The organism is Limnohabitans sp. Rim8 (assembly GCF_945901735.1).
Lineage (GTDB): Bacteria > Pseudomonadota > Gammaproteobacteria > Burkholderiales > Burkholderiaceae_C > Limnohabitans_A.
This window is the reverse complement of sequence record NZ_CAMDLM010000025.1, coordinates 17769-36538: the sequence shown is the minus strand read 5'-3', so window position 1 is coordinate 36538 and position 18770 is coordinate 17769. Positions and strand designations below refer to the sequence as shown.

General features: G+C 58.3%; 19 protein-coding genes. 17 read left to right on the top strand and 2 right to left on the bottom strand.

Annotated features, from left to right (window positions below):
- The first annotated feature begins 24 nt into the window (after positions 1-24).
- The 16 genes from Q0O99_RS12635 to Q0O99_RS12560 all read left to right on the top strand — a co-directional run bounded on the left by Q0O99_RS12635 (position 25) and on the right by Q0O99_RS12560 (position 16451).
- Positions 25-894: a methyltransferase domain-containing protein gene (locus tag Q0O99_RS12635; protein WP_293752057.1), complete on the top strand. Its 870-nt coding sequence runs from the start codon at positions 25-27 to the stop codon at positions 892-894.
- Positions 895-932: 38 nt separating this feature from the next.
- Complete coding sequence (locus tag Q0O99_RS12630; RefSeq protein ID WP_293752055.1) at positions 933-2300, top strand: APC family permease; 1368 nt, start codon at positions 933-935, stop codon at positions 2298-2300.
- A gap of 188 nt (positions 2301-2488) precedes the next feature.
- Complete coding sequence (locus Q0O99_RS12625) at positions 2489-2752, top strand: hypothetical protein (protein WP_293752053.1); 264 nt, start codon at positions 2489-2491, stop codon at positions 2750-2752.
- A 94-nt stretch (positions 2753-2846) separates the two neighbouring features.
- Complete coding sequence (locus tag Q0O99_RS12620) at positions 2847-3749, top strand: alpha/beta hydrolase (protein ID WP_293752051.1); 903 nt, start codon at positions 2847-2849, stop codon at positions 3747-3749.
- A gap of 324 nt (positions 3750-4073) precedes the next feature.
- Positions 4074-4448 (top strand): cupin domain-containing protein, encoded by a 375-nt coding sequence (locus Q0O99_RS12615; protein WP_293752049.1) that lies wholly within the window; start codon positions 4074-4076, stop codon positions 4446-4448.
- A gap of 35 nt (positions 4449-4483) precedes the next feature.
- Positions 4484-5959: an NADH:flavin oxidoreductase gene (locus Q0O99_RS12610; RefSeq protein ID WP_293752047.1), complete on the top strand. Its 1476-nt coding sequence runs from the start codon at positions 4484-4486 to the stop codon at positions 5957-5959.
- Between the two features lie 12 nt (positions 5960-5971).
- Complete coding sequence (locus Q0O99_RS12605) at positions 5972-6616, top strand: TetR/AcrR family transcriptional regulator (protein WP_293752045.1); 645 nt, start codon at positions 5972-5974, stop codon at positions 6614-6616.
- Positions 6613-7632 (top strand): NAD(P)-dependent oxidoreductase, encoded by a 1020-nt coding sequence (locus Q0O99_RS12600; protein ID WP_293752043.1) that lies wholly within the window; start codon positions 6613-6615, stop codon positions 7630-7632. Before Q0O99_RS12605 ends, Q0O99_RS12600 begins: the two co-directional genes overlap by 4 nt.
- Positions 7619-8701, top strand: a complete 1083-nt coding sequence (locus Q0O99_RS12595) for a dihydrodipicolinate synthase family protein (protein WP_293752041.1) — start codon at positions 7619-7621, stop codon at positions 8699-8701. The genes Q0O99_RS12600 and Q0O99_RS12595 overlap by 14 nt, the downstream gene beginning before the upstream one ends.
- Before the next feature lie 69 nt (positions 8702-8770).
- Positions 8771-9778: a tripartite tricarboxylate transporter substrate binding protein gene (locus Q0O99_RS12590; protein ID WP_293752039.1), complete on the top strand. Its 1008-nt coding sequence runs from the start codon at positions 8771-8773 to the stop codon at positions 9776-9778.
- A gap of 52 nt (positions 9779-9830) precedes the next feature.
- Complete coding sequence (locus Q0O99_RS12585) at positions 9831-10361, top strand: tripartite tricarboxylate transporter TctB family protein (protein ID WP_293752037.1); 531 nt, start codon at positions 9831-9833, stop codon at positions 10359-10361.
- 44 nt (positions 10362-10405) lie between these two features.
- Positions 10406-11854 carry a tripartite tricarboxylate transporter permease gene (locus tag Q0O99_RS12580; RefSeq protein WP_293752035.1) on the top strand — a complete coding sequence of 483 codons (1449 nt, stop codon included), beginning with the start codon at positions 10406-10408 and terminating at the stop codon, positions 11852-11854.
- Positions 11851-12711 (top strand): sugar phosphate isomerase/epimerase, encoded by an 861-nt coding sequence (locus Q0O99_RS12575; protein WP_293752033.1) that lies wholly within the window; start codon positions 11851-11853, stop codon positions 12709-12711. Before Q0O99_RS12580 ends, Q0O99_RS12575 begins: the two co-directional genes overlap by 4 nt.
- Before the next feature lie 17 nt (positions 12712-12728).
- Positions 12729-14135 (top strand): hypothetical protein, encoded by a 1407-nt coding sequence (locus tag Q0O99_RS12570; protein WP_293752031.1) that lies wholly within the window; start codon positions 12729-12731, stop codon positions 14133-14135.
- Positions 14136-14193: 58 nt separating this feature from the next.
- Positions 14194-15174: a tripartite tricarboxylate transporter substrate binding protein gene (locus tag Q0O99_RS12565; RefSeq protein ID WP_293752029.1), complete on the top strand. Its 981-nt coding sequence runs from the start codon at positions 14194-14196 to the stop codon at positions 15172-15174.
- Between the two features lie 92 nt (positions 15175-15266).
- On the top strand, positions 15267-16451 hold the full coding sequence (locus tag Q0O99_RS12560; RefSeq protein ID WP_293752027.1) for a dihydrodipicolinate synthase family protein: 1185 nt from the start codon (positions 15267-15269) through the stop codon (positions 16449-16451).
- A 298-nt stretch (positions 16452-16749) separates the two neighbouring features.
- Here the strand turns inward: Q0O99_RS12560 and Q0O99_RS12555 are convergent, their stop codons facing one another.
- Together Q0O99_RS12555 and Q0O99_RS12550 are read right to left on the bottom strand one after the other, a co-directional pair.
- Positions 16750-17202 carry a CBS domain-containing protein gene (locus tag Q0O99_RS12555; protein WP_293752025.1) on the bottom strand — a complete coding sequence of 151 codons (453 nt, stop codon included), beginning with the start codon at positions 17200-17202 and terminating at the stop codon, positions 16750-16752.
- A gap of 99 nt (positions 17203-17301) precedes the next feature.
- On the bottom strand, positions 17302-17799 hold the full coding sequence (locus tag Q0O99_RS12550) for a phosphate-starvation-inducible PsiE family protein (RefSeq protein ID WP_293752023.1): 498 nt from the start codon (positions 17797-17799) through the stop codon (positions 17302-17304).
- Between the two features lie 100 nt (positions 17800-17899).
- Between Q0O99_RS12550 and Q0O99_RS12545 the strand changes: the two genes are divergently transcribed.
- Positions 17900-18736 carry a phytanoyl-CoA dioxygenase family protein gene (locus Q0O99_RS12545; protein ID WP_293752021.1) on the top strand — a complete coding sequence of 279 codons (837 nt, stop codon included), beginning with the start codon at positions 17900-17902 and terminating at the stop codon, positions 18734-18736.
- The last annotated feature ends 34 nt before the right edge of the window (positions 18737-18770 follow it).

Below are 18770 nucleotides of genomic sequence, written 5' to 3'. Positions count from 1 at the left end.
CACGCACCTCACCAGGAGTTGATCATGAAGTTATTACGTGTTTTGATGCCGATTCTGCTGACCAGCTGGCTGAATGTGGCCTGCTCATCCACCACCGCCACACCTACCCCCAACACGGCCACCCCCCAAGCAGCCACAACGGCCTATGAACCTGTGCGCGGTCAAGCCGGTAAAGATGTGATCTGGATACCTACCCCGCCGGGCCTGATTGACAAAATGCTCACCGCGGCCAAGGTGACCGATCAAGACAGGTTGTTTGATTTGGGTGCGGGGGACGGCATCATCGCCATCACTGCGGCGCGCAAATACGGTGCGCGATCGGTGGGCATTGAATACAACCCCGACATGGCCCAATTTGCCCGGCGCAAAGTGGCCGAAGCGGGCATGACCGACAAAGTGCAGATCATCACAGGGGATATTTTCCAAGAAGATTTCAGTTCTGCCACCGTGGTCACCCTCTACCTGATGCCTCATCTGAACTTGAAGCTCCGCCCCCTTTTGCTCAAAATGAAGCCCGGCACGCGGGTGGTCTCGCATGCCTTCAACATGGGAGACTGGCAGCCCGATGAAACCATGTCGGAACAATACGCACAGGGCTATTTCTGGGTGGTCCCCGCGCAAATTGAGGGCGATTGGGTGATGACCGGGCTGGATGGCGGTCCCTCGCGCTTGAACATGAGTCAATCTTTTCAAAACATTGGCGGAATGCTCACCCGCGGTGGCCAAACCCAAGCCCTGCTGGGCGCCAAATTGCGTGGCGATGAGGTCAAGTTTCAATTCACCACTCCCGACCGAAAAGTGCATGCCTTCACTGGCCGCGTGGAAGGTCGCCGCATCACGGGCACGGCTGTCTCTGACTACATGCAGACACCCGTCGAAATCATCCGTCCTTGAACAGCATTTAAAACACACCAACGAGTTGGACGATCCAGATGAAACCTGACAGCGCCGCCCCCGCCAAAATACTCCGTCTACTGCAGCCCCTTTCAGCCGTGGCGCTGATCGTGGGCATCGTGATTGGGGCCGGCATTTTCAAAACTCCCTCGCTCGTTGCTGGCATCAGCGGAGATGCCGGCTGGGCGCTGGTTTTGTGGCTGGTAGGCGCCCTGATCTCCATCGCGGGCGCGCTTTGCTATGCAGAACTTTGCACGGCCTACCCCAATGCCGGGGGTGACTACCACTTTCTGCACAGGGCTTTTGGGCGCAACATTTCTTTCATTTATGGCTGGTCGCGCGCCACGATCATCAACACCGGCTCCATCGCCTTGCTGGCCTTTGTTTTTGGCGATTACATGAGCACGCTGGTGAACCTGGGCGCCTACTCCAATGCCGTCTGGGCACTGCTCATTGTCCTTGTCTTGACGGTGGTCAACCTGGCCGGCATTCACGCCTCTTCGCGCATACAAACCTGGTTGACCTTGACCGAAATTGTCGGTTTGCTGGCTGTTGTAGCGGCAGGATTTTGGGTGGATGCCCCCGCCTCCGGCGCCATCCAATGGTTTGCACAAGCGCCTGCACCCGCGCAATGGGGGCTGTGCCTGGTCTTTGTTTTGCTGACCTTCGGCGGCTGGAACGAAGCCGCCTACATCTCGGCCGAATTAAAAGGCGGACCACGCACCATGGTCCGGGTCATCTTGGCCAGCATGCTCATACTGACGGCCATTTACCTGCTGGTCAACACGGCTTTGCTGTTGGGTCTGGGCTTGAGCGGCTTGAGTCAAAGCAAAACCGCCGCCGGCGATCTGCTGGGCCTGGCCTTTGGCCCATGGGCGCAAAAGGCACTGGGCTTGTTTGTGGCCATTGCCGCATTGACCAGCATCAACGCCACCATGTTTGTCGGTGCTCGCACCAACTTTGCTGTCGGCAGCGACTGGAAAGCCCTGCGCAAATTGGGGCAATGGCAACTGGACATAGGCAGCCCCAAACAAGCATTGACTCTGCAGGCCCTGATCAGCATGGGCTTGATTGCACTGGGCACCCAAGAAGCCGACGGTTTTTCCGCCATGGTGGAATTCACGGCCCCCGTGTTCTGGGGTTTCCTGTTCCTGGTCGGGCTGGCCTTACTGTGGTTAAGGCAGACAGATCCGAGCACCACGCGCCCCTTCAAAGTGCCGCTTTACCCCGTGCTGCCCCTGATTTTTTGTGCCGCCTGCGCATGGCTAACCTACTCCAGCGTCACCTATGCCATCTCTCAAAAAGCCATTCACGTCTCCATGTGGCTGATTGCCAGCGGCATTTTGGCCTTGCTGATTTTGCGTGCGCGAGAAAAAACCCTCGACCAGCTGCCCCACCAAATCTGACGTCACGACTCCTCCATCTCCTGATTTTGACCAGGGGGTGTTGAGGCCGACGTTGAATTGACCCCCTCTTCTAATCAGCGTTGGCTACAAGGCAGCGACCTGCGGATGGAAAGCCAAGACAGCTTCATACAGCCCTCCCCGACCGATAATAGAAAAACTTTCAAGACCAGCCACACCGGAGAATCGCCTTGACCGCCAACAGCCTTCCTGTCATCTGGGTCGATGCGATTTTGCTTTTCACCTTTTGCGAATGGCTCTATTTGAGCTTCAGAAGCACCCAAACACAAAACGGTTTACGGTTTGCCGACATCAGCGCAGGGCTGCTGCCCGGGTGGCTGCTGATGCTTGCCCTTCGATTGGCATCGCCCCCAGAATTGCCCATCGAAGTGTTTGTTTGCCTTGCCCTCGCTGGCGTGGCGCACGCTTTGGATTTTTACCGAAGATACAAATAAATACCCGATTAGATTCATCACATTCTCAACAAATTGCCTTTAGCATGGGGGGGTGAATGCCTCATCTCCACCATCGCCGGTCCTGCCTCTGTCCTTGTCCGCTCTGAGGCGCGACATCGACTCGCCCGCGGGCCACATCAGCCTTTACAGCGCTGGGCCTCAAGACCCAATCCGTGGACTGCCCCCGCTGCTACTGGTACACAGCATCAACGCTGCAGCCTCAGCAGCCGAGCTTGCACCCCTTTTTGAACATTACCGGCAACAGCGTCCGGTCTACGTTCTTGAACTTCCGGGTTTTGGTTTTTCTAACCGCAGTGCCCGTCCGTACACGCCGCGCTTGATGACCGACGCATTGCATGCAGCGCTGGCAGTCATGAAGTCCGAGCAAGGCGCTGCAGCAGCAGATGTATTGGCGGTGTCGCTCTCCAGCGAGTTCGCTGCCCGTGCCAAAGACGAAGCGCCGCAAACCATTCGGCGGCTTGCACTGGTCAGCCCGACCGGTTTTAGCGGCAGAAAACTGCGCTATGGGCCAGCAGGTGGAACGCTGGGTTTGCCGTGGCTGCACCGCTTGCTGACGATGGACTGCTGGCGCCAGGGCATTTTTGATGCCTTGACGAGACCCGGAGTCATTCGGTACTTTTTAAAGCGCACTTGGGGTGCTGAAAAAATCGACGAGACATTTTGGCGCTATTGTTGGCTGACCTCGCGGCAGCCAGGGGCTGCCAACGCGGCCCTTTATTTTGTCTCGGCCTTTTTGTTCAGCAGCGACATCAACCAACTTTACGAGCGTCTGGACGGTCCGGTCTGGGTGTCCATGGCCACTCGCGGAGATTTCACCGATTACCGTGGCCGGCATACAGTTGAAGGCAAAAAAAATTGGCATTTTCATGCCATTGAAGGGGGTGCGCTGCCGTTTTTTGAAGACCTGCCCGCTTTCACCAAGATACTCGACCTGTTCTGGGACGCAGATCTCCCTTCTCAAAAAATTCAACATTGAGCGTCGTGCAGGCACCGACGCTGATGCCGACTTATCAGGTAGATGACGACAAAATTTCTTATGAGCAGGATGCTGCAAGGGAAATTATTCCTTCAAAACACTGAATGGACAGCGTTGGAAAAATTTAACTACTTTGAAGTTGTTCAATGAAAAATGTACCAACTTTAGAGCTGTCGTGACGAAGTGGACAGGCCAATGGATCGTTTCCACCTCAGGCGCCTGACATGCCCGGGTAAACCTGCACTTGTCACTTGTAACCAAATGGTTATGATGGTTTTGACAGGCACCTCACTCCATGAAGTGCCCAAGACCGGAGACAGCACCATGGCCATTGAAACCCCGGGTTACGCGTCCAAACACGCCGCGCTGGCAGCGCTGTCGTCGCGCTATGTCCAGGTCGACGAACTGCCGTGGCAAGCCACGCGTTTTCCGGGCATCCACATCAAAGTGCTCATGGAAGACGCCGCCACAGGCTTGCAAACCGTGCTCACCCGCATGGCCCCGGGCGCCACCCTCACCGATCACGAACACGTCGAGCTCGAACAAAGCTGGGTGCTCGAAGGCAGCCTGGTCGACCACGAAGGCGAGGTCACGGCAGGCAACTACGTCTGGCGCCCTGCGGGCAGTCGGCATTCGGCCAGCGCCCCGCATGGTGCACTGGTGCTGGGGTTTTTCCTCAAGCCCAACCGTTTTTACTGAGCGCTTTAAAGACCACCACGCCTGGAAAATAACTTATGAAATTTGGAGACTTCGTCAAGGTCAAATCCTTGTCAAGCCCGCAAGGCTTCAAGGAAAACCTGGAACGACTGGGTTTGCCCATGCCCTGCGATGACGAGCTGGAATCGGGAGACACCGCCGCCATGGCGCAACCCCTGACGGTTTCCGGACTCAAGGTCGGCAACCGCTACGCCATTCACCCCATGGAAGGCTGGGACGGTCTGGCCGATGGCAACCCGTCTGACAACACCCGCCGTCGCTGGACCCTGTTTGGCCGGTCCGGCGCCAAAATGATTTGGGGCGGCGAAGCCGTCGCTGTCCGTCACGATGGCCGTGCCAACCCCAAACAATTGGTCATGAGCGCGCAAACGCAATCGGGCATTGCGCAACTGCGCGAAGGTCTGGTTCAGGCCCACCGCGAAAGCATGGGCAGCGACAAAGACCTGGTCATTGGCTTGCAGCTGACCCACTCGGGCCGTTTTTGCAAACCCAACCTGGAAACCCGCATGGAACCCCGGGTGCTGTACAAGCACCCGCTGCTCGATGGTCGCTTTGGTCCCAAGGAAAACATTGTCGTCATGTCCGACGGCGAGATTCGCCAGCTGATCGATGACTATGTAGTGGCCGCCAAGCGCGCCTGGGACTGTGGCTTCCAGTTCGTCGACCTCAAACACTGCCACGGTTATTTGGGCCACGAATTCCTGTCGGCCAAAACACGTGAAGGCGACTTTGGTGGCTCCCTGCACAACCGCACCCGCTTCGTTCGCGAACTGGCGCAAGGCATCCGCGCCGAAGTGCCGGGCATGGCCTTGGGTGTGCGCTTGTCAGCGGTGGATTTTTTACCCTACAAAGCCGATCCGAGCCTGTCCGACGGCGAGTCCCTGGGCCCCGGCATTCCGGTTGATTACGCCAACGCCCTGCCCTACCGCTATGGCTTTGGCGTCCACGAATCCAACCCGCTGCTTTACGCGCTGGACGAGACAGCGCAATTTCTCAAAGTGCTGGAATCGCTGGACATTTCCATGGTCAATGTGACCGTGGGCAGCCCTTATTACACCCCCCACGTGACACGCCCGGCGCTTTACCCACCTTCAGACGGCTACCAACCACCGGAAGACCCGTTGGTGGGGGTGATGCGCCATCTGGAGATCGTGCGCGACCTCAAGAAAATGTTCCCCGCCATGGCGTTTGTCGGCAGCGGCTACACCTACCTGCAAGAGTTTTTGCCGCATGTGGCCCAAGCCGTGGTCAAACAAGGCTGGACCGACTTTGTGGGCCTGGGCCGCATGGTGCTGGCGTACCCGGATTTACCTGCCGACGTGCTGGCAGGGCGGGCCATGCAGCGCAAACGCCTGTGCCGCACATTCAGCGATTGCACCACAGCCCCACGCAATGGCTTGGTCTCGGGCTGCTACCCGCTGGACACACATTACAAAAAGTCGCCGGAAATGGCCGTGCTCACCCAAATCAAAAAAGCTGCCAAGTTGTCCTGACACCCCCTCACCATGCCCACCCGCCCCATCAAGACCACCGCACGCAACCCCGAGGACAGCCGCGATCGCATCTTGCAAGCGGCCCGCCAGGAGTTTGCTGCGCACGGTTTGGGTGGCGCACGGGTGGACCGCATCTCTGAGCAAGCGGGCATTAACAAGCGGATGCTCTACCACTACTTTGGCAACAAGGACGACCTCTTTGGTGCGGTGCTGGAAGCCAACTACGCCCACAAGCGCGCATCCGAACAGGCCATGCGCCTGGAAAACGAAGAGCCGCGCGAAGCCATTCGCAAACTGGTGACGCTGACCTGGAATTACTACATCGATCACCCCGAGTTCATGAACCTGCTCAACAGTGCCAACTTGCACCAAGCCCGGCATGTTCAGGCATCTTCCACCGTCAAGGAGATGCGCAACCCGTTCATCCACATGATCGGCAATATCCTGGACAACGGCGTTAAAGCGGGCGTGTTCAAGCCCGGGGTTGACCCCGTGCAGCTTTACATCTCCATCGCGGGTCTGTCCTACTTTTACCTGTCCAACCAGCACACCTTGTCGGCCATTTTTGGACGCAAATTGCTCAGCCCTGTCGCCAAAACCAAACGCCTGAACCACATGGTGGACATGGTGCGGTCTTACCTGGAACACGACAAATGAACCTGCCTCTTGAATTCACCGACGAAGCGCACTTGGAAGACGTCATGAGCACGCCTTCGCCCGCGCTGGTGCACAGCCTGGCGCAGCTGCAGGGCGACATCCTCATCTTGGGTGTGGCGGGCAAAATGGGCCCCACGTTGGCGCGCATGGCCAAGCGGGCAGCACCCCACAAACGCGTGATCGGGGTGGCGCGGTTTTCTAATCCGCAACTGCAAAGCAGCCTGAGCGCGCAGGGCGTTGAATGCATTCAGGCCGACCTGTTGTCGGCTGAGGCTCTGGCCGCCTTGCCGGATGTGCCCAATGTGGTGTTCATGGCAGGCCGAAAATTCGGCTCGCAAGGGAGTGAATGGCTGACCTGGGCCATGAACGCCCACGTGCCCGCACTGGTTGCCCAACGCTACAAAAAGGCCCGCATCGTGGCGTTTTCCACCGCCTGCGTTTACCCGTTTGTCGACGTGCATGGCCCCGGTGCACCCGAAAGTCTGGCCCCCACGCCGCCCGGCGAATACGCCAATTCGTGTGTGGCCCGCGAGCGCATGTTCGAACACTTTTCGCACGAGCACCAAACGCCAGGCTGCCTGCTGCGCCTGTCTTATGCCATCGACATGCGCTATGGCGTGCTGCACGATGTGGCGCGCACCATTTGGCAAGGGCTGCCGCTGTCGGTGGCCATGGGCCACGCCAACATCATCTGGCAAGGCGATGCCAACGACCTGGCCTTGCGCGCCTTGAGCGCCTGCACCACGCCCACCTCGGCCATCAACCTCAGCGGCCCACCCATTTCCATCCGCGATGTCGCCACACGCCTGGCAGCCCGTATGGGCAAAACCGTGCAGTTCACCGACACCGAGGGGTCCACCGCCTGGTTGATCGACTGCCGCAAGGCCGATGCCTTGTGGGGCCAGCCCTCGGTGGTGCTGGACACCTTGCTGGACTGGACGGCCGCCTGGGTCATGAAGGGCCACAAATCCTTGGGCAAACCCACCCACTTCGAGGTTCGCGATGGCCACTATTGATGTGTCAGGCTTGTTACCTGAAGCCGTATCTCAAGTCTTGCGCCAAGGTGCGGTGATTCCGGCGCACCCGCTGGCCCTCAATGCCCAACGCCAGCTTGACCCCCGCAGACAAAGGGCGCTCAGCCGCTATTACCTCGATGCAGGCTCTGGCGGCCTGGCCGTAGGTGTGCACACCACCCAATTTGCCATCCGTGAAAACGGCCTGTACGCCCCCGTGCTGGAAATGGCCATGCAAACGGCCCACGACTGGACGCCATTGGGCGGCAAGCGCCCCTTGGCCATGATTGCAGGCGTGGCCGGCCTTACCGGCCAAGCTTGCACCGAAGCGGCCACGGCCAAAGCCATGGGCTACCAAGCCGGCCTGCTCAGCTTGGCGGCGCTGCGCGGTGCCAGCGAAGCCGAGATCCTGGCGCACTGCCGCGCGGTGGCGCAGGTCATTCCGCTGGTGGGTTTTTACCTCCAGCCCGCTGTGGGTGGCGTGGTGCTGTCCGCCAACTTCTGGGAAGCCTTTGCCCGCATCGAACAAGTCGTGGCCATCAAGATGGCGCCCTTCAACCGTTACCGCACACTGGACGTGATCCGCGGCGTGGTCGCAGCCCATGCCGAAGAACGCATCACGCTGTACACCGGCAACGACGACCACATCGTGCTGGACCTGGTGACACCTTTTCACGTCAAGCGCGGGGCCGACACCGTGTCCGTGCGCATCCGGGGGGGCTTGCTGGGGCATTGGAGCGTCTGGACCCACAAGGCGGTTGCGCTACTGCAACGTTGCCAGCAAGAAGCCGCCTGCGAGCTGGTGTCGGCGCAGCTGCTGGCCCTCGATTCGCAAGTCACCGATGGCAACAGCGCCTTGTTCGATGTGGCCCATGACTTTGCCGGTTGCATTGCCGGTTGCCACGAAGTCTTGCGCCGCCAGGGCTTGCTCGAAGGCATCTGGTGCCTCGACCCTAACGAGGCCTTGAGCCCAGGACAAGCCGAAGAAATCACCCGGGTCAGCCAAGCTTACCCGGACTTGACCGATGACGATTTTGTAGCCCAGCACCTGGCCCGATGGCTGGGTGCTTAGCGTTTTAGTGTGGCTGTTGCAAGACAGCTTGTTTTTTTAACCTTTGATCCATGAAATGAGGAGACAGCAATGAAAAAGCGGACATTGATTCAAGCCATCGCCCTGGGACTCGCCCTGGGCACAGGCGCCAGCGCCATGGCGCAAGCCACCTGGAAACCCAACAAGCCCATCAACCTGATCGTGCCCTGGGCCGCAGGCGGCTCCACCGACCAGATCACCCGCATCGCAGCGGCCGAGATTGAAAAAACCCTGGGTCAAAAAATTGTGGTCGTCAACCAGCCTGGCGCCTCGGGTTCGATCGGCAGTAAAAATGCCTGGGAGGCCCCTCGGGACGGCTACACCTGGACCGCTGGTGCAGCGCAAGACCTGGGCACCTACCAGGCCCTGGGCATGCTCAATGCTGGCATCAAAGACTGGCACCTGTTTTTGCATGTGGCCAACATCGCCGTGATCAGCGTGAACCCATCCACACCCTATCAAAACATCGGTCAATTTCTCGATGCGATGAAAACCAAATCCGACATCAAGGTGGCCACAGCCGGGGTGACTTCGGGGGGGCACAACGCGATGGAAGCCATCGTGGCCGTTACGGGCAACAAGTACCGCCATGTGACCTATGACGGCGGCAACCCCGCCGTCATCGCCACCGTGTCCGGCGAGACCGATGCCACCTCGCAACTGGCCGTCGAGCAAGCCGAAATGATCCGTGGAAAACGGCTGCGCCCCCTGGCCACCGTGTCGGACAAGCCGCTCGAAATTGAAGGGCATGGCGTGATCGAACCGATTTCCAAGACCCTCGCCAACTTCAAGGCACCGGCCAACTACTTTGGCATCTTCATCCCCAAAGGTGTGCCTGCCGAAGTGGTGGCCACGGTCGAACGCATCTGGTCCACCCAGATCGCCAACAACGAAGCCATCAAGAAATACGCAGTGAACCGCGGCGCCTTCTTTGGCCCCGCCAGTGGTGATGCTGCACAAGCGGCGGCCTTCCCCGCCGTGCAGGCCAACGCCTGGCTGCTGCACAACGGCGGCAAAACCAAAGTGTCACCCGACACAGTGGGCATCCCCAAACCCTGATGGCACCACACGGGGCAGGCCCGCGCCTGCCCCACTTTGACAAAGGCCTGCCATGAGCATGGAAGTAGAAGACAACGAAGTGGTTTCACCGCGCGCGGACTTGATCGCCGCGGTGCTTTGGGTGGCATTTGGCTTGGCAGTCAGCATCGGCGCCTGGCGCATGGACCGGCTCGAAAAGCTCAGCATCAACCCTTATGAAGTTCCAGGCTTGGTGCCCTTTTTTCTAGGCTGCGCCATCACGGTGTTGGGCGTGGCGCTGTTCATTCGTGCCTGGGCTCAAGGCGGCTGGCATGCACCCACCGCATCGGCCAAAGCTCAAGACCCCACCTTGTTAAAACACATGGCGCTGGTGTTTGGCTGGTCGCTGTTTTACGCCCTGGTGCTGGTAGGCAAGGGGCTGCCTTTCATGCTGGGTACCTTCTTGTTCATCACCGTCTTCATCGGGGTGCTGGACCGTCAACGGCAAATCGAGATGGGCCGATCGGCCACCGCCCAGTGGGTGCGCGCAGCCATCTATGGCTGCTGTTGGAGCCTGCTGGTGGCCCTGTCTTTTGAATACATCTTTTTGGTCAGGTTGCCGTGATGTTTGATGGACTCTTTGCATTCGGACACTCATTGGCGTCGTTCATGACGCTCGAATCGGTGTTCATGGCGCTGGCCTCGTCGCTGGTCGGTGTGATCATTGGCGCACTGCCGGGCCTGACCGCCACCATGGGTGTGGCGCTCATGACCACCCTGACCATCAAACTGCCCTCGAGCCAAGCGCTTTTGATCCTGATCTGCACCTACGTGGGGGCCATCTACGGTGGCAGCCGCAGTGCCATCTTGCTCAACATCCCAGGCACACCAGCTTCGGCCGCCAGTTGTCTGGACGGCTACGCCTTGGCCCGCCAAGGGCATGCGGGCCGTGCCATGGGCATTGCCACCACCGGTTCGGTGCTGGGCACTTTGATCGGCATGTTCTTTCTGGCCCTGTTCACACCCTTGCTGGGAGACGTTGCGCTCAAATTCGGCGCCTATGAATTTTTCTGGCTCGCGGTGTTTGGCGTCATCATCTCGGCCACCTTGACCGGCGGCGATGCCCTCAAAGGCTGGATCTGCGGCTTTGCCGGCTTATTTATCGCCACCATCGGGCAAGACGGCATCCATGCCTTCGAGCGCTTTTCCTTTGACAACCGAGACCTGGCCGGCGGCTTTTCATTGGTGCCGGCTCTGGTGGGCGCTTTTGGTTTTGCCGAGATTTTGGTGGCCATGAAAGAGCGGCGCCCCGTCCCCAAAATTAACCCCTTTGATACCGTCATCCCCAAAATCAGGGACGTGCTTCAGTACTGGCGCACGATTTTGCGCTCCGGCATGATTGGCACCTTCATCGGCATTGTTCCCGGTGTGGGCGAAGACGTGGCCGCCTGGTCGTCATACGCCGCCGCCAAACGGGCCAGCAAGGAAAAAGAAAAATTCGGCAAAGGCTCCATCGAAGGCCTGATGGCGGCCGAAACCGGTGACAACGCCTGCGTGCCCGGGGCCATCATCCCGGTGCTGACCTTGCAAATCCCAGGCTCGGCACCAGCGGCGGTGCTGATGGCGGCCATGCTCATCCATGGCATCAAACCCGGCCCCATGATCATGCTCGAGTCACCGCAGTTTGTGTACGACGTGGTGGCCATGATGCTGCTGGCCACCATCGGCATTTTGATCTATGGCCTGGTCTTGACCAAGTTGCTGGTCAAGGTGCTGCGCGTGCCCACCACCCTCATCGTGCCCATGATTTTTGTGCTGTGCGTGGTGGGCACTTATGCGCTGTCATCGCGCCTGTTTGACGTGTGGACCATGCTGTTCTTTGGTGTGCTGGGCTATGTGCTGCGCCAATACAAATTTCCGGTGGCCCCGCTGGTGCTGGGCATTGTGCTCGGAGACCTGATGGAAAAAAGCCTGCGCCGGGGTCTGGTCTTGTCCGACGGCGATCTGACGCCCTTCTTCACCCGCCCGATTGCCGGCTCCATCTTTGCGCTGATCGCCATCATCTTGCTGATGCGTGCGCCTTTCATGAAAAACCTATTGAAGCGCCAAAGCCCATGAAAATCGCCCTGTGCAACGAAGTGCTGGCGCCCATGCCATTTGCGGCGCAATGCCAGATGGCCCGTGCCATGGGCTACATGGGGCTGGAAGTTGCCCCCTTCACCCTGACCGACAACCCCGAAAGCTTGACCACCACACAAGCCCGGCAATACGCCCAAGTGGCGGCCGACCATGGCCTGGCGATCACCGGCTTGCATTGGCTGCTGGTCAAGCCCGCGGGTTTGTCCATCACGCATCCGGACGGCCAGGTGCGCCAGGCCACCACCGACTTTTTAAACCACCTGTGCGAGATATGCGCTGCCATGGGCGGGCGTTACCTGGTGCACGGCTCGCCCCAACAACGCAGCATCCATCCGGGGCAAAGCCACGATCAGGCCCTGGCCCTGGCGCAAGACGTGCTGGCCAAGGTGGCGCAAACCGCGCAAAGCTTTGGCGTGACCTATTGCCTGGAGCCGCTGTCGGCCGACCAGACCCCGCTCATCAACACCGTTGCCCAGGCCGCCACAGTGGTTCGACACATCAACAACCCCTTTTTCAAAACCATGCTGGACACCAGCTCGGCCGGCTTGGCCGAAATCCTGTCCATGCCCGAGCTGATTGCGCTGTGGATGCCCCAAGGCGTCATGGCGCATGTGCAGCTCAACGACCCCAACCGCCGCGCCCCCGGTCAAGGCCCCATGCGGTTTGGCCCCATCTTGGCGGCCCTGCAGCAGCAGGCTTACAGCGGTGTGGTGGCGGTCGAGCCCTTTGATTATTTTCCCGATGGCCCTGGCTGCGCCGCCTGGTCCGCCGCCTACCTCCAGGGCCTGCTGGAAAACGCAGCGCCCCTGACCCTCCACAAGCCCCCTTCGATCTGAAACCCGAGACCCGCACCATGCCACCCAGCTTTCGCATTGCCGAAATTGAACTGCTTGAAATTCCAGTGGTCCTGCGCATGCCCTTTCGCTTTGGCGTGGTCACGCTGCGCCAGTGTTTTCAGGCCTTTGTGCGGGCCCGTATCGTCATGCCCGATGGCCAAAGCCACTGGGGAGCCTCGGCCGAAATGATCGTGCCCAAATGGTTCGACAAAAACACCCAGCTCAGTGACGAAGACAACTTTGAGCAAGAACGCCGTGTGTTGCGACTGGCCAAAGCTGCCTATTTGGCCGATAGCAGCCCCGACACCGCCTTTGGCCACTTTGCACGCCACCACGAAGCCCACCTGCGCGCCTGCGCTGCAGAAAACTTCAACCCACTGCTGGCCAACTACGGCCCGGCACTGATTGACCGCGCCCTGATCGACGCCCTGTGCCGCGCCCTGGGCCAATCGTTTTATGCCGCCGTGCGGCACAACACCATTGGCATGGACGAACGCATGCCCTCATTTAACGGCTTGAACATGGCCCGCTTTCTGTCCAGCCTCCAGCCAGCCCAAACCCTGCACGCGCGGCACACCGTGGGCCTGCTGGACGCCATCACGCGGCAAGACGTGACCGAGCCCGCCAACGATGGCCTGCCCGAAACTTTGCAGGAAGTGCTGCAGGTCTATGGCCACCGCTACTACAAACTCAAGGTCAGCGGCCGCATCGACGCCGACATCGATCGGCTGTGCGCCATCGCCTCGGTGCTGGACAGCCTGCCCGAGGCTTACCACGCCACGCTGGACGGCAACGAGCAATACCAAAACGCCGAGCAACTGCTCGAACTGCTCACGCGCATGCGCGCCCAGCCCGCCTTGCAACGACTGGTGGCCAGCATCCTGTTCATCGAACAACCCATCAACCGCATGCACGCACTGGACGTGGACCTGAACCAACTGGACCTGGGCATGCCCGTCATCGTGGACGAATCCGATGGCCTTCTCGACACCTTTGTGATGGCCCGCGAACGCGGCTACACCGGCATTTCCAGCAAAACCTGCAAAGGGGTGTACCGCTCGCTGCTGAATGCGGCACGCTGCGCCGCCTGGAACCAAGAGGCGTCTGCGCCAGGGCGCTATTTCATGTCAGCCGAAGACCTGACGGTGCAAGCCGGTTTGTCGGTGCAACAAGACCTGGCCCTGGTCAACCTGATTGGCGTTACCCACGTCGAGCGCAATGGCCACCACTATGTGAATGGCCTGCAATCACGCCCCCAAGCCGAGCAAGCCGCCTTTTGCCAGGCCCACCCCGACCTGTACGAGCACAGCCACGGGGCTGCCCGCCTGCGCATACGCGAAGGCCAGCTCCACATCGCCTCGCTCGATGCGCCCGGCTTCGCCAGCGCTGTGATGCCCGATTTTGGTGCCATGCGACCTCTCTGAACACACAGCTCAAAATAAAGTTACCCTCGTCAACTGAAGCCAACCATCTGGAGACAACATGAAAACATTTCACCACACAGCATGGCTATCCATGACCTGCCTTGCTTTGCTAACCCCATGGAGCGCCAATGCTCAAGGGGCCTATCCCAACAAACCGATCAGAGTGGTCGTGCCATTTGCGCCTGGCAGCACAACCGACATCATTGCCCGCGCGATTTCAGACAAGATGAGCCAGAGCATGGGACAACCATTGGTGATTGATAACCGTGCAGGCGCAAGCGGCACCATCGGTCAGCAGGCTGTCGCCACAGCAGCACCGGATGGTTACACCATCATGATTCACTCTTCATCTCACACCGTGAGTCCTTCGACCTTTGCCAAGTTGCCGTTTGACACAGTGACCGACTTTTCAGGCGTGACCCCGATTTCAAGTACACCCAATGTGCTGGTCATGTCGCCTGCCAAAAACATCAAGTCACTGCAAGAATTGCTCTCTACCGCCCGAGCAAAGCCAGGTGGAATGAATTTTGCGTCTGCTGGTCAAGGCAGTGCGACGCATTTGAATGCTGAAAAATTCAAATTGGCAGCAAAAATCGAAGCCACCAATATTCCTTTCAAGGGTTCCAGCGAGGCGGTGACCGAAGTCATTTCTGGTCGCGTGGATTACTATTTTTCACCCATAGCGCCCGTCATTGGTCAAATTCGAAGCGGCCAATTGGTCCCATTGGCGGTTGGTTCATCCAAGCGTGCAAGCGCTTTGCCGCAGGTGCCAACGACTGCAGAAGCCGGCGTTCCTGGCTCAGAATTCAACTTCTGGATTGGCATGATGGTCCCCGGGAAAACGCCCAAAGACATTGTCAACCGGCTGAATGAAGAGGTCGCTAAAGCCTTGGCGACTGCCGAAGTCAAAGAGCGTTTTGTCACATTGGGCGCTGATGCCTGGACCCTGAAACCTGATCAATTTGACGCCTACATCCGCGATGAAATCAAAAGCAACGCGGTGCTGGTCAAAGCTGCAGGGCTCTCACCTGCCCCATGAACGCCCACGCCAAACAGCCTTGGAAAAGCAGCCCGAGCGTTTGATGCACGACTTTTTCAAATGCGTTTACACCTTCAACGAAAGGCAAAGCTGTGCCCTTGATTTTGAATCTGCCAACGGCCAACGCCGGCTTGGAAAACTACAAACTGCGCGGCAGCGCACCTTTGAAACCCCAGTCCCGTACGCCATTCAACCGCATGGCCTACTCGGCAGCACATGTGGTGTCTGATCCGCTGGCATTGGTGGACCCTTGGCTTCAATGTGCGGTGGATTGGGATGCCACGATCGCCTACAGACGCCACTTGTGGTCTTTGGGCCTGGGGGTAGCCGAGGCCATGGACACCGCGCAGCGTGGCATGGGTCTGGACTGGCCAACTTCATTGGAACTGATCCGCCGCGCACTGGATGCTGCCCAGGATGTGCCGGGAGCGCAAGTCGCCTCGGGCTGTGGCACAGATCATCTGGTTCTGGACGATGTCACCCGTGTCGATGAAGTCATCGCAGCCTACGAAGCACAGATGGAGGCGATTGAAAAGCTGGGGGGCAAACTCATCATCATGGCCAGTCGGGCACTGGCGCGTGTGGCCAAGAGCCCCGCAGACTATGAGCGCGTGTACGACCGAATTTTGAGTCAGGTCAAACAACCCGTGGTGCTTCATTGGCTGGGCGACATGTTTGACCCGGCGCTCAAGGGCTACTGGGGCAGCGCTGATCTAGAGCAAGCCATGAACACCGCCTTGGGCATCATTCAAGCGCACCCTGCAAAGGTAGATGGTGTCAAAATTTCCTTGCTCGACAAAGACAAGGAAATCGCCATGCGCCGTCGCCTGCCGCCCGGCGTGCGCATGTACACCGGTGACGACTTCAACTATGCCGAGTTGATTGCTGGCGATGGTTTTGGACCTGACATCGTCCATGGGCAAAGCGACGCGCTGCTGGGCATATTCGACGCGATTGCACCAGCCGCCAGCGCGGCACTTGCCGCACTGGCTGATGGAGAATTGGATACATTTCACGCGATCCTGGGACCGACGGTCCCTCTGTCACGCCATATTTTCATGGCGCCTACACGCTACTACAAAACAGGCGTGATTTTCATGGCTTGGCTCAACGGTCACCAAAGCCATTTCAGCATGATTGGCGGGCAGCAAAGCACGCGTTCAATTCAACATCTGGCAGAGTTGTTCCGATTGGCCGATGAGGCCAATCTTCTCGAGCATCCCGAGTTGGCTGTGCATCGAATGAAAAATTGGATGTCGATCCATGGTGTGGAATAAACCTGAAAACCTGTCTGGCACTCGTCTAATTTTCGGGAAAAGTGTACCCACGATGAAACCGGTCATGGTGGTTGAAGATGCCTTGGCATCATGGCCACTTTGTTCGCAAAGAAGCAATGACCAGACCGACAAGCGCTTCAGGCAAAAAAGATAAGCCATTTACAGGCTCCTGAATGAAGAGCCCCAGGGCGATTGACACCGCCATGGCTGCCAGCGAAGAAAGCCGCCGAAATACGCATGCATCTTTCACTGGCGTGCGGCTATACACGCCTGAACCGTGTTGCGCGATGGGCTTTTATCAGGAAATCTCGACGCTGTGTCCCTTGATGTAAGTCTCTAAAAAGCCGATTTGCTGACCCATTTGACGAATGCTGTCCTTGACGACATCACCAATCGAAATCACGCCGACAACCCGCCCGGATTCCACGACGGGCAGATGGCGAAAGTTGCGGGAGGCCATCAAGCCTGTGCAGGCCTCGATGGGATCCTGCAGCTTGACCGAGACCGGATCGACCGTCATGACTTCCTGAACCAGCACTTGCTTGGCATCCAGTCCCGGTAAAAGCACCTTGATGGCGCAGTCTCCCTGCGTGAGAATACCGAGCAACTTGTCGTCTTTGATGACCAGGATCGCCCGCACTCGGTTGTCCCGCATGAGTTGCAGGGCGACGACCACTTTTTCATCGGGCCTGACGCTGATGACGACGACGGGTTGCGGCTTTTGCTCTAAGCATGTTTTTACGCTGGTCATAGGGGATGCCTGTTCAGAATATCCGTTGGAGAAAAAATTAATTTTCGCATACGCTTGGAATTTTTGCAGCCGTTGCCGCGCTCGTCCAAGAGTTTGCGGTTAATCGCGGTCATTCAAATGGCTAATCACCCAACAAGCCAACGCAATCAGCAAAATAGCGCCACTTTCATACAAAAGTATGGAGGGGTCTCCGTCCTTGCCCTGAAGAATGATCAGACGGCTTAAGGCCGTCATGGCTATGAACAAAGGTATGGTGATGGGAATTCGGTGACTGCTGTAGAACGCGCCAAGCATGCCCAAAACTTCCGCATAGATGAACATCAGTAGCAAATCCTTCAGCGCAACGCTGCGCTGCTCGATCAACACCATGACTTCTTGCGCCATGGCGCCAACCGTAAAAAGGGCGATGATGACCAGAAAACACTTTTCGGTCACATCAATGACTCGTTTGATCGACATCGAAATCTCCTGCAGCAGTGGTTTGGTTCCAACATTATCAGACGAATCTGCTTGTCGCTGATTTTCGGCACCCTTGGTCAAATCTGACTCGGCAAGCTGATGGCCGCCACCGATGTCAAAGTAAACACCGCGGCCCATTTTGAGCCCCCCAATCGATCGCCCTGCTTATTTTTTGAGCAATAATGGGCGCAGTGAGATGAACGCGAGTGGTTGAATTTATAAAACTCATGGAGACACCATGCCAGGTTCCATCCTTACCCCGGATCAGCGTGCCCAGTTCGATCAAGATGGTTACATCATGGTCCGAAAGCTTTTCGATGGGGAAGAAATTGCGATACTGCGAACGGCGATAGAGAACGATGCGTCGATGCGCAGCCGCTTGTACGACCGCAACGATTCATCGGGAAAATCGACGCGAATGGCGACTTGGAATCATCCAGGCGACAGCGTCTATGGCCTGGCAGCGCGATCGCATCGCGTGGTTGACACCATGGAGGATCTCCTCGGCGGCGAGGTGTATCACTACCACTCCAAGCTGACGGCCAAGGAACCGTTCGAAGGCGGGGCATGGGAGTGGCATCAGGATTACGGCTATTGGTACCACAATGGCTGTGTATTCCCCTACATGGCGAGCGTGATGGTCGCGCTTGATCGCAGCACGCGCGAGAACGGCTGCCTGCAGGTCGTCAAGGGATCGCACCAGTGTGGCCGCATCGAGCATGGCGTGCTGCCTGGAGAGCAAGTAGGCGCCGATCCAAGGCGGGTTGCTGAGATGCTCAAGCTGATGCCGATTGAATATGCGGAGATGGAGCCCGGCGATGGCCTGTTCTTCCACAGCAATGTGCTGCACCGCTCAGACCAAAATCGTTCTGAAAATCGCCGCTGGACTGTGCTGCATTGCTACAACGCTGCGCGCAACAACCCCTACCTGGCGCATCACCATCCTTTTTACACACCGCTCGACAAAGTCGACGATGGCGCGATCAAGCGAGCAGGCGTGAAATTTGCCAGCGGCATCGATGAATTTCGGGAAAAGTCAGCCAATCCGCCAGAGTTAAATCGGACGATCAGATAACGCTTTTTTCAAACTGACCCGGTTTTTTATAAGG

Coding starts and splice junctions, on each gene's coding strand:
- Q0O99_RS12635 (WP_293752057.1), top strand. CDS start 25: ATGAAGTTATTACGTGTTTTGATGCCGATTCTGCTGACCAGCTGGCTG.
- Q0O99_RS12630 (WP_293752055.1), top strand. CDS start 933: ATGAAACCTGACAGCGCCGCCCCCGCCAAAATACTCCGTCTACTGCAG.
- Q0O99_RS12615 (WP_293752049.1), top strand. CDS start 4,074: ATGGCCATTGAAACCCCGGGTTACGCGTCCAAACACGCCGCGCTGGCA.
- Q0O99_RS12610 (WP_293752047.1), top strand. CDS start 4,484: ATGAAATTTGGAGACTTCGTCAAGGTCAAATCCTTGTCAAGCCCGCAA.
- Q0O99_RS12605 (WP_293752045.1), top strand. CDS start 5,972: ATGCCCACCCGCCCCATCAAGACCACCGCACGCAACCCCGAGGACAGC.
- Q0O99_RS12600 (WP_293752043.1), top strand. CDS start 6,613: ATGAACCTGCCTCTTGAATTCACCGACGAAGCGCACTTGGAAGACGTC.
- Q0O99_RS12595 (WP_293752041.1), top strand. CDS start 7,619: ATGGCCACTATTGATGTGTCAGGCTTGTTACCTGAAGCCGTATCTCAA.
- Q0O99_RS12590 (WP_293752039.1), top strand. CDS start 8,771: ATGAAAAAGCGGACATTGATTCAAGCCATCGCCCTGGGACTCGCCCTG.
- Q0O99_RS12585 (WP_293752037.1), top strand. CDS start 9,831: ATGAGCATGGAAGTAGAAGACAACGAAGTGGTTTCACCGCGCGCGGAC.
- Q0O99_RS12580 (WP_293752035.1), top strand. CDS start 10,406: ATGACGCTCGAATCGGTGTTCATGGCGCTGGCCTCGTCGCTGGTCGGT.
- Q0O99_RS12575 (WP_293752033.1), top strand. CDS start 11,851: ATGAAAATCGCCCTGTGCAACGAAGTGCTGGCGCCCATGCCATTTGCG.
- Q0O99_RS12570 (WP_293752031.1), top strand. CDS start 12,729: ATGCCACCCAGCTTTCGCATTGCCGAAATTGAACTGCTTGAAATTCCA.
- Q0O99_RS12565 (WP_293752029.1), top strand. CDS start 14,194: ATGAAAACATTTCACCACACAGCATGGCTATCCATGACCTGCCTTGCT.
- Q0O99_RS12555 (WP_293752025.1), bottom strand. CDS start 17,202: ATGACCAGCGTAAAAACATGCTTAGAGCAAAAGCCGCAACCCGTCGTC.
- Q0O99_RS12550 (WP_293752023.1), bottom strand. CDS start 17,799: ATGGGCCGCGGTGTTTACTTTGACATCGGTGGCGGCCATCAGCTTGCC.
- Q0O99_RS12545 (WP_293752021.1), top strand. CDS start 17,900: ATGCCAGGTTCCATCCTTACCCCGGATCAGCGTGCCCAGTTCGATCAA.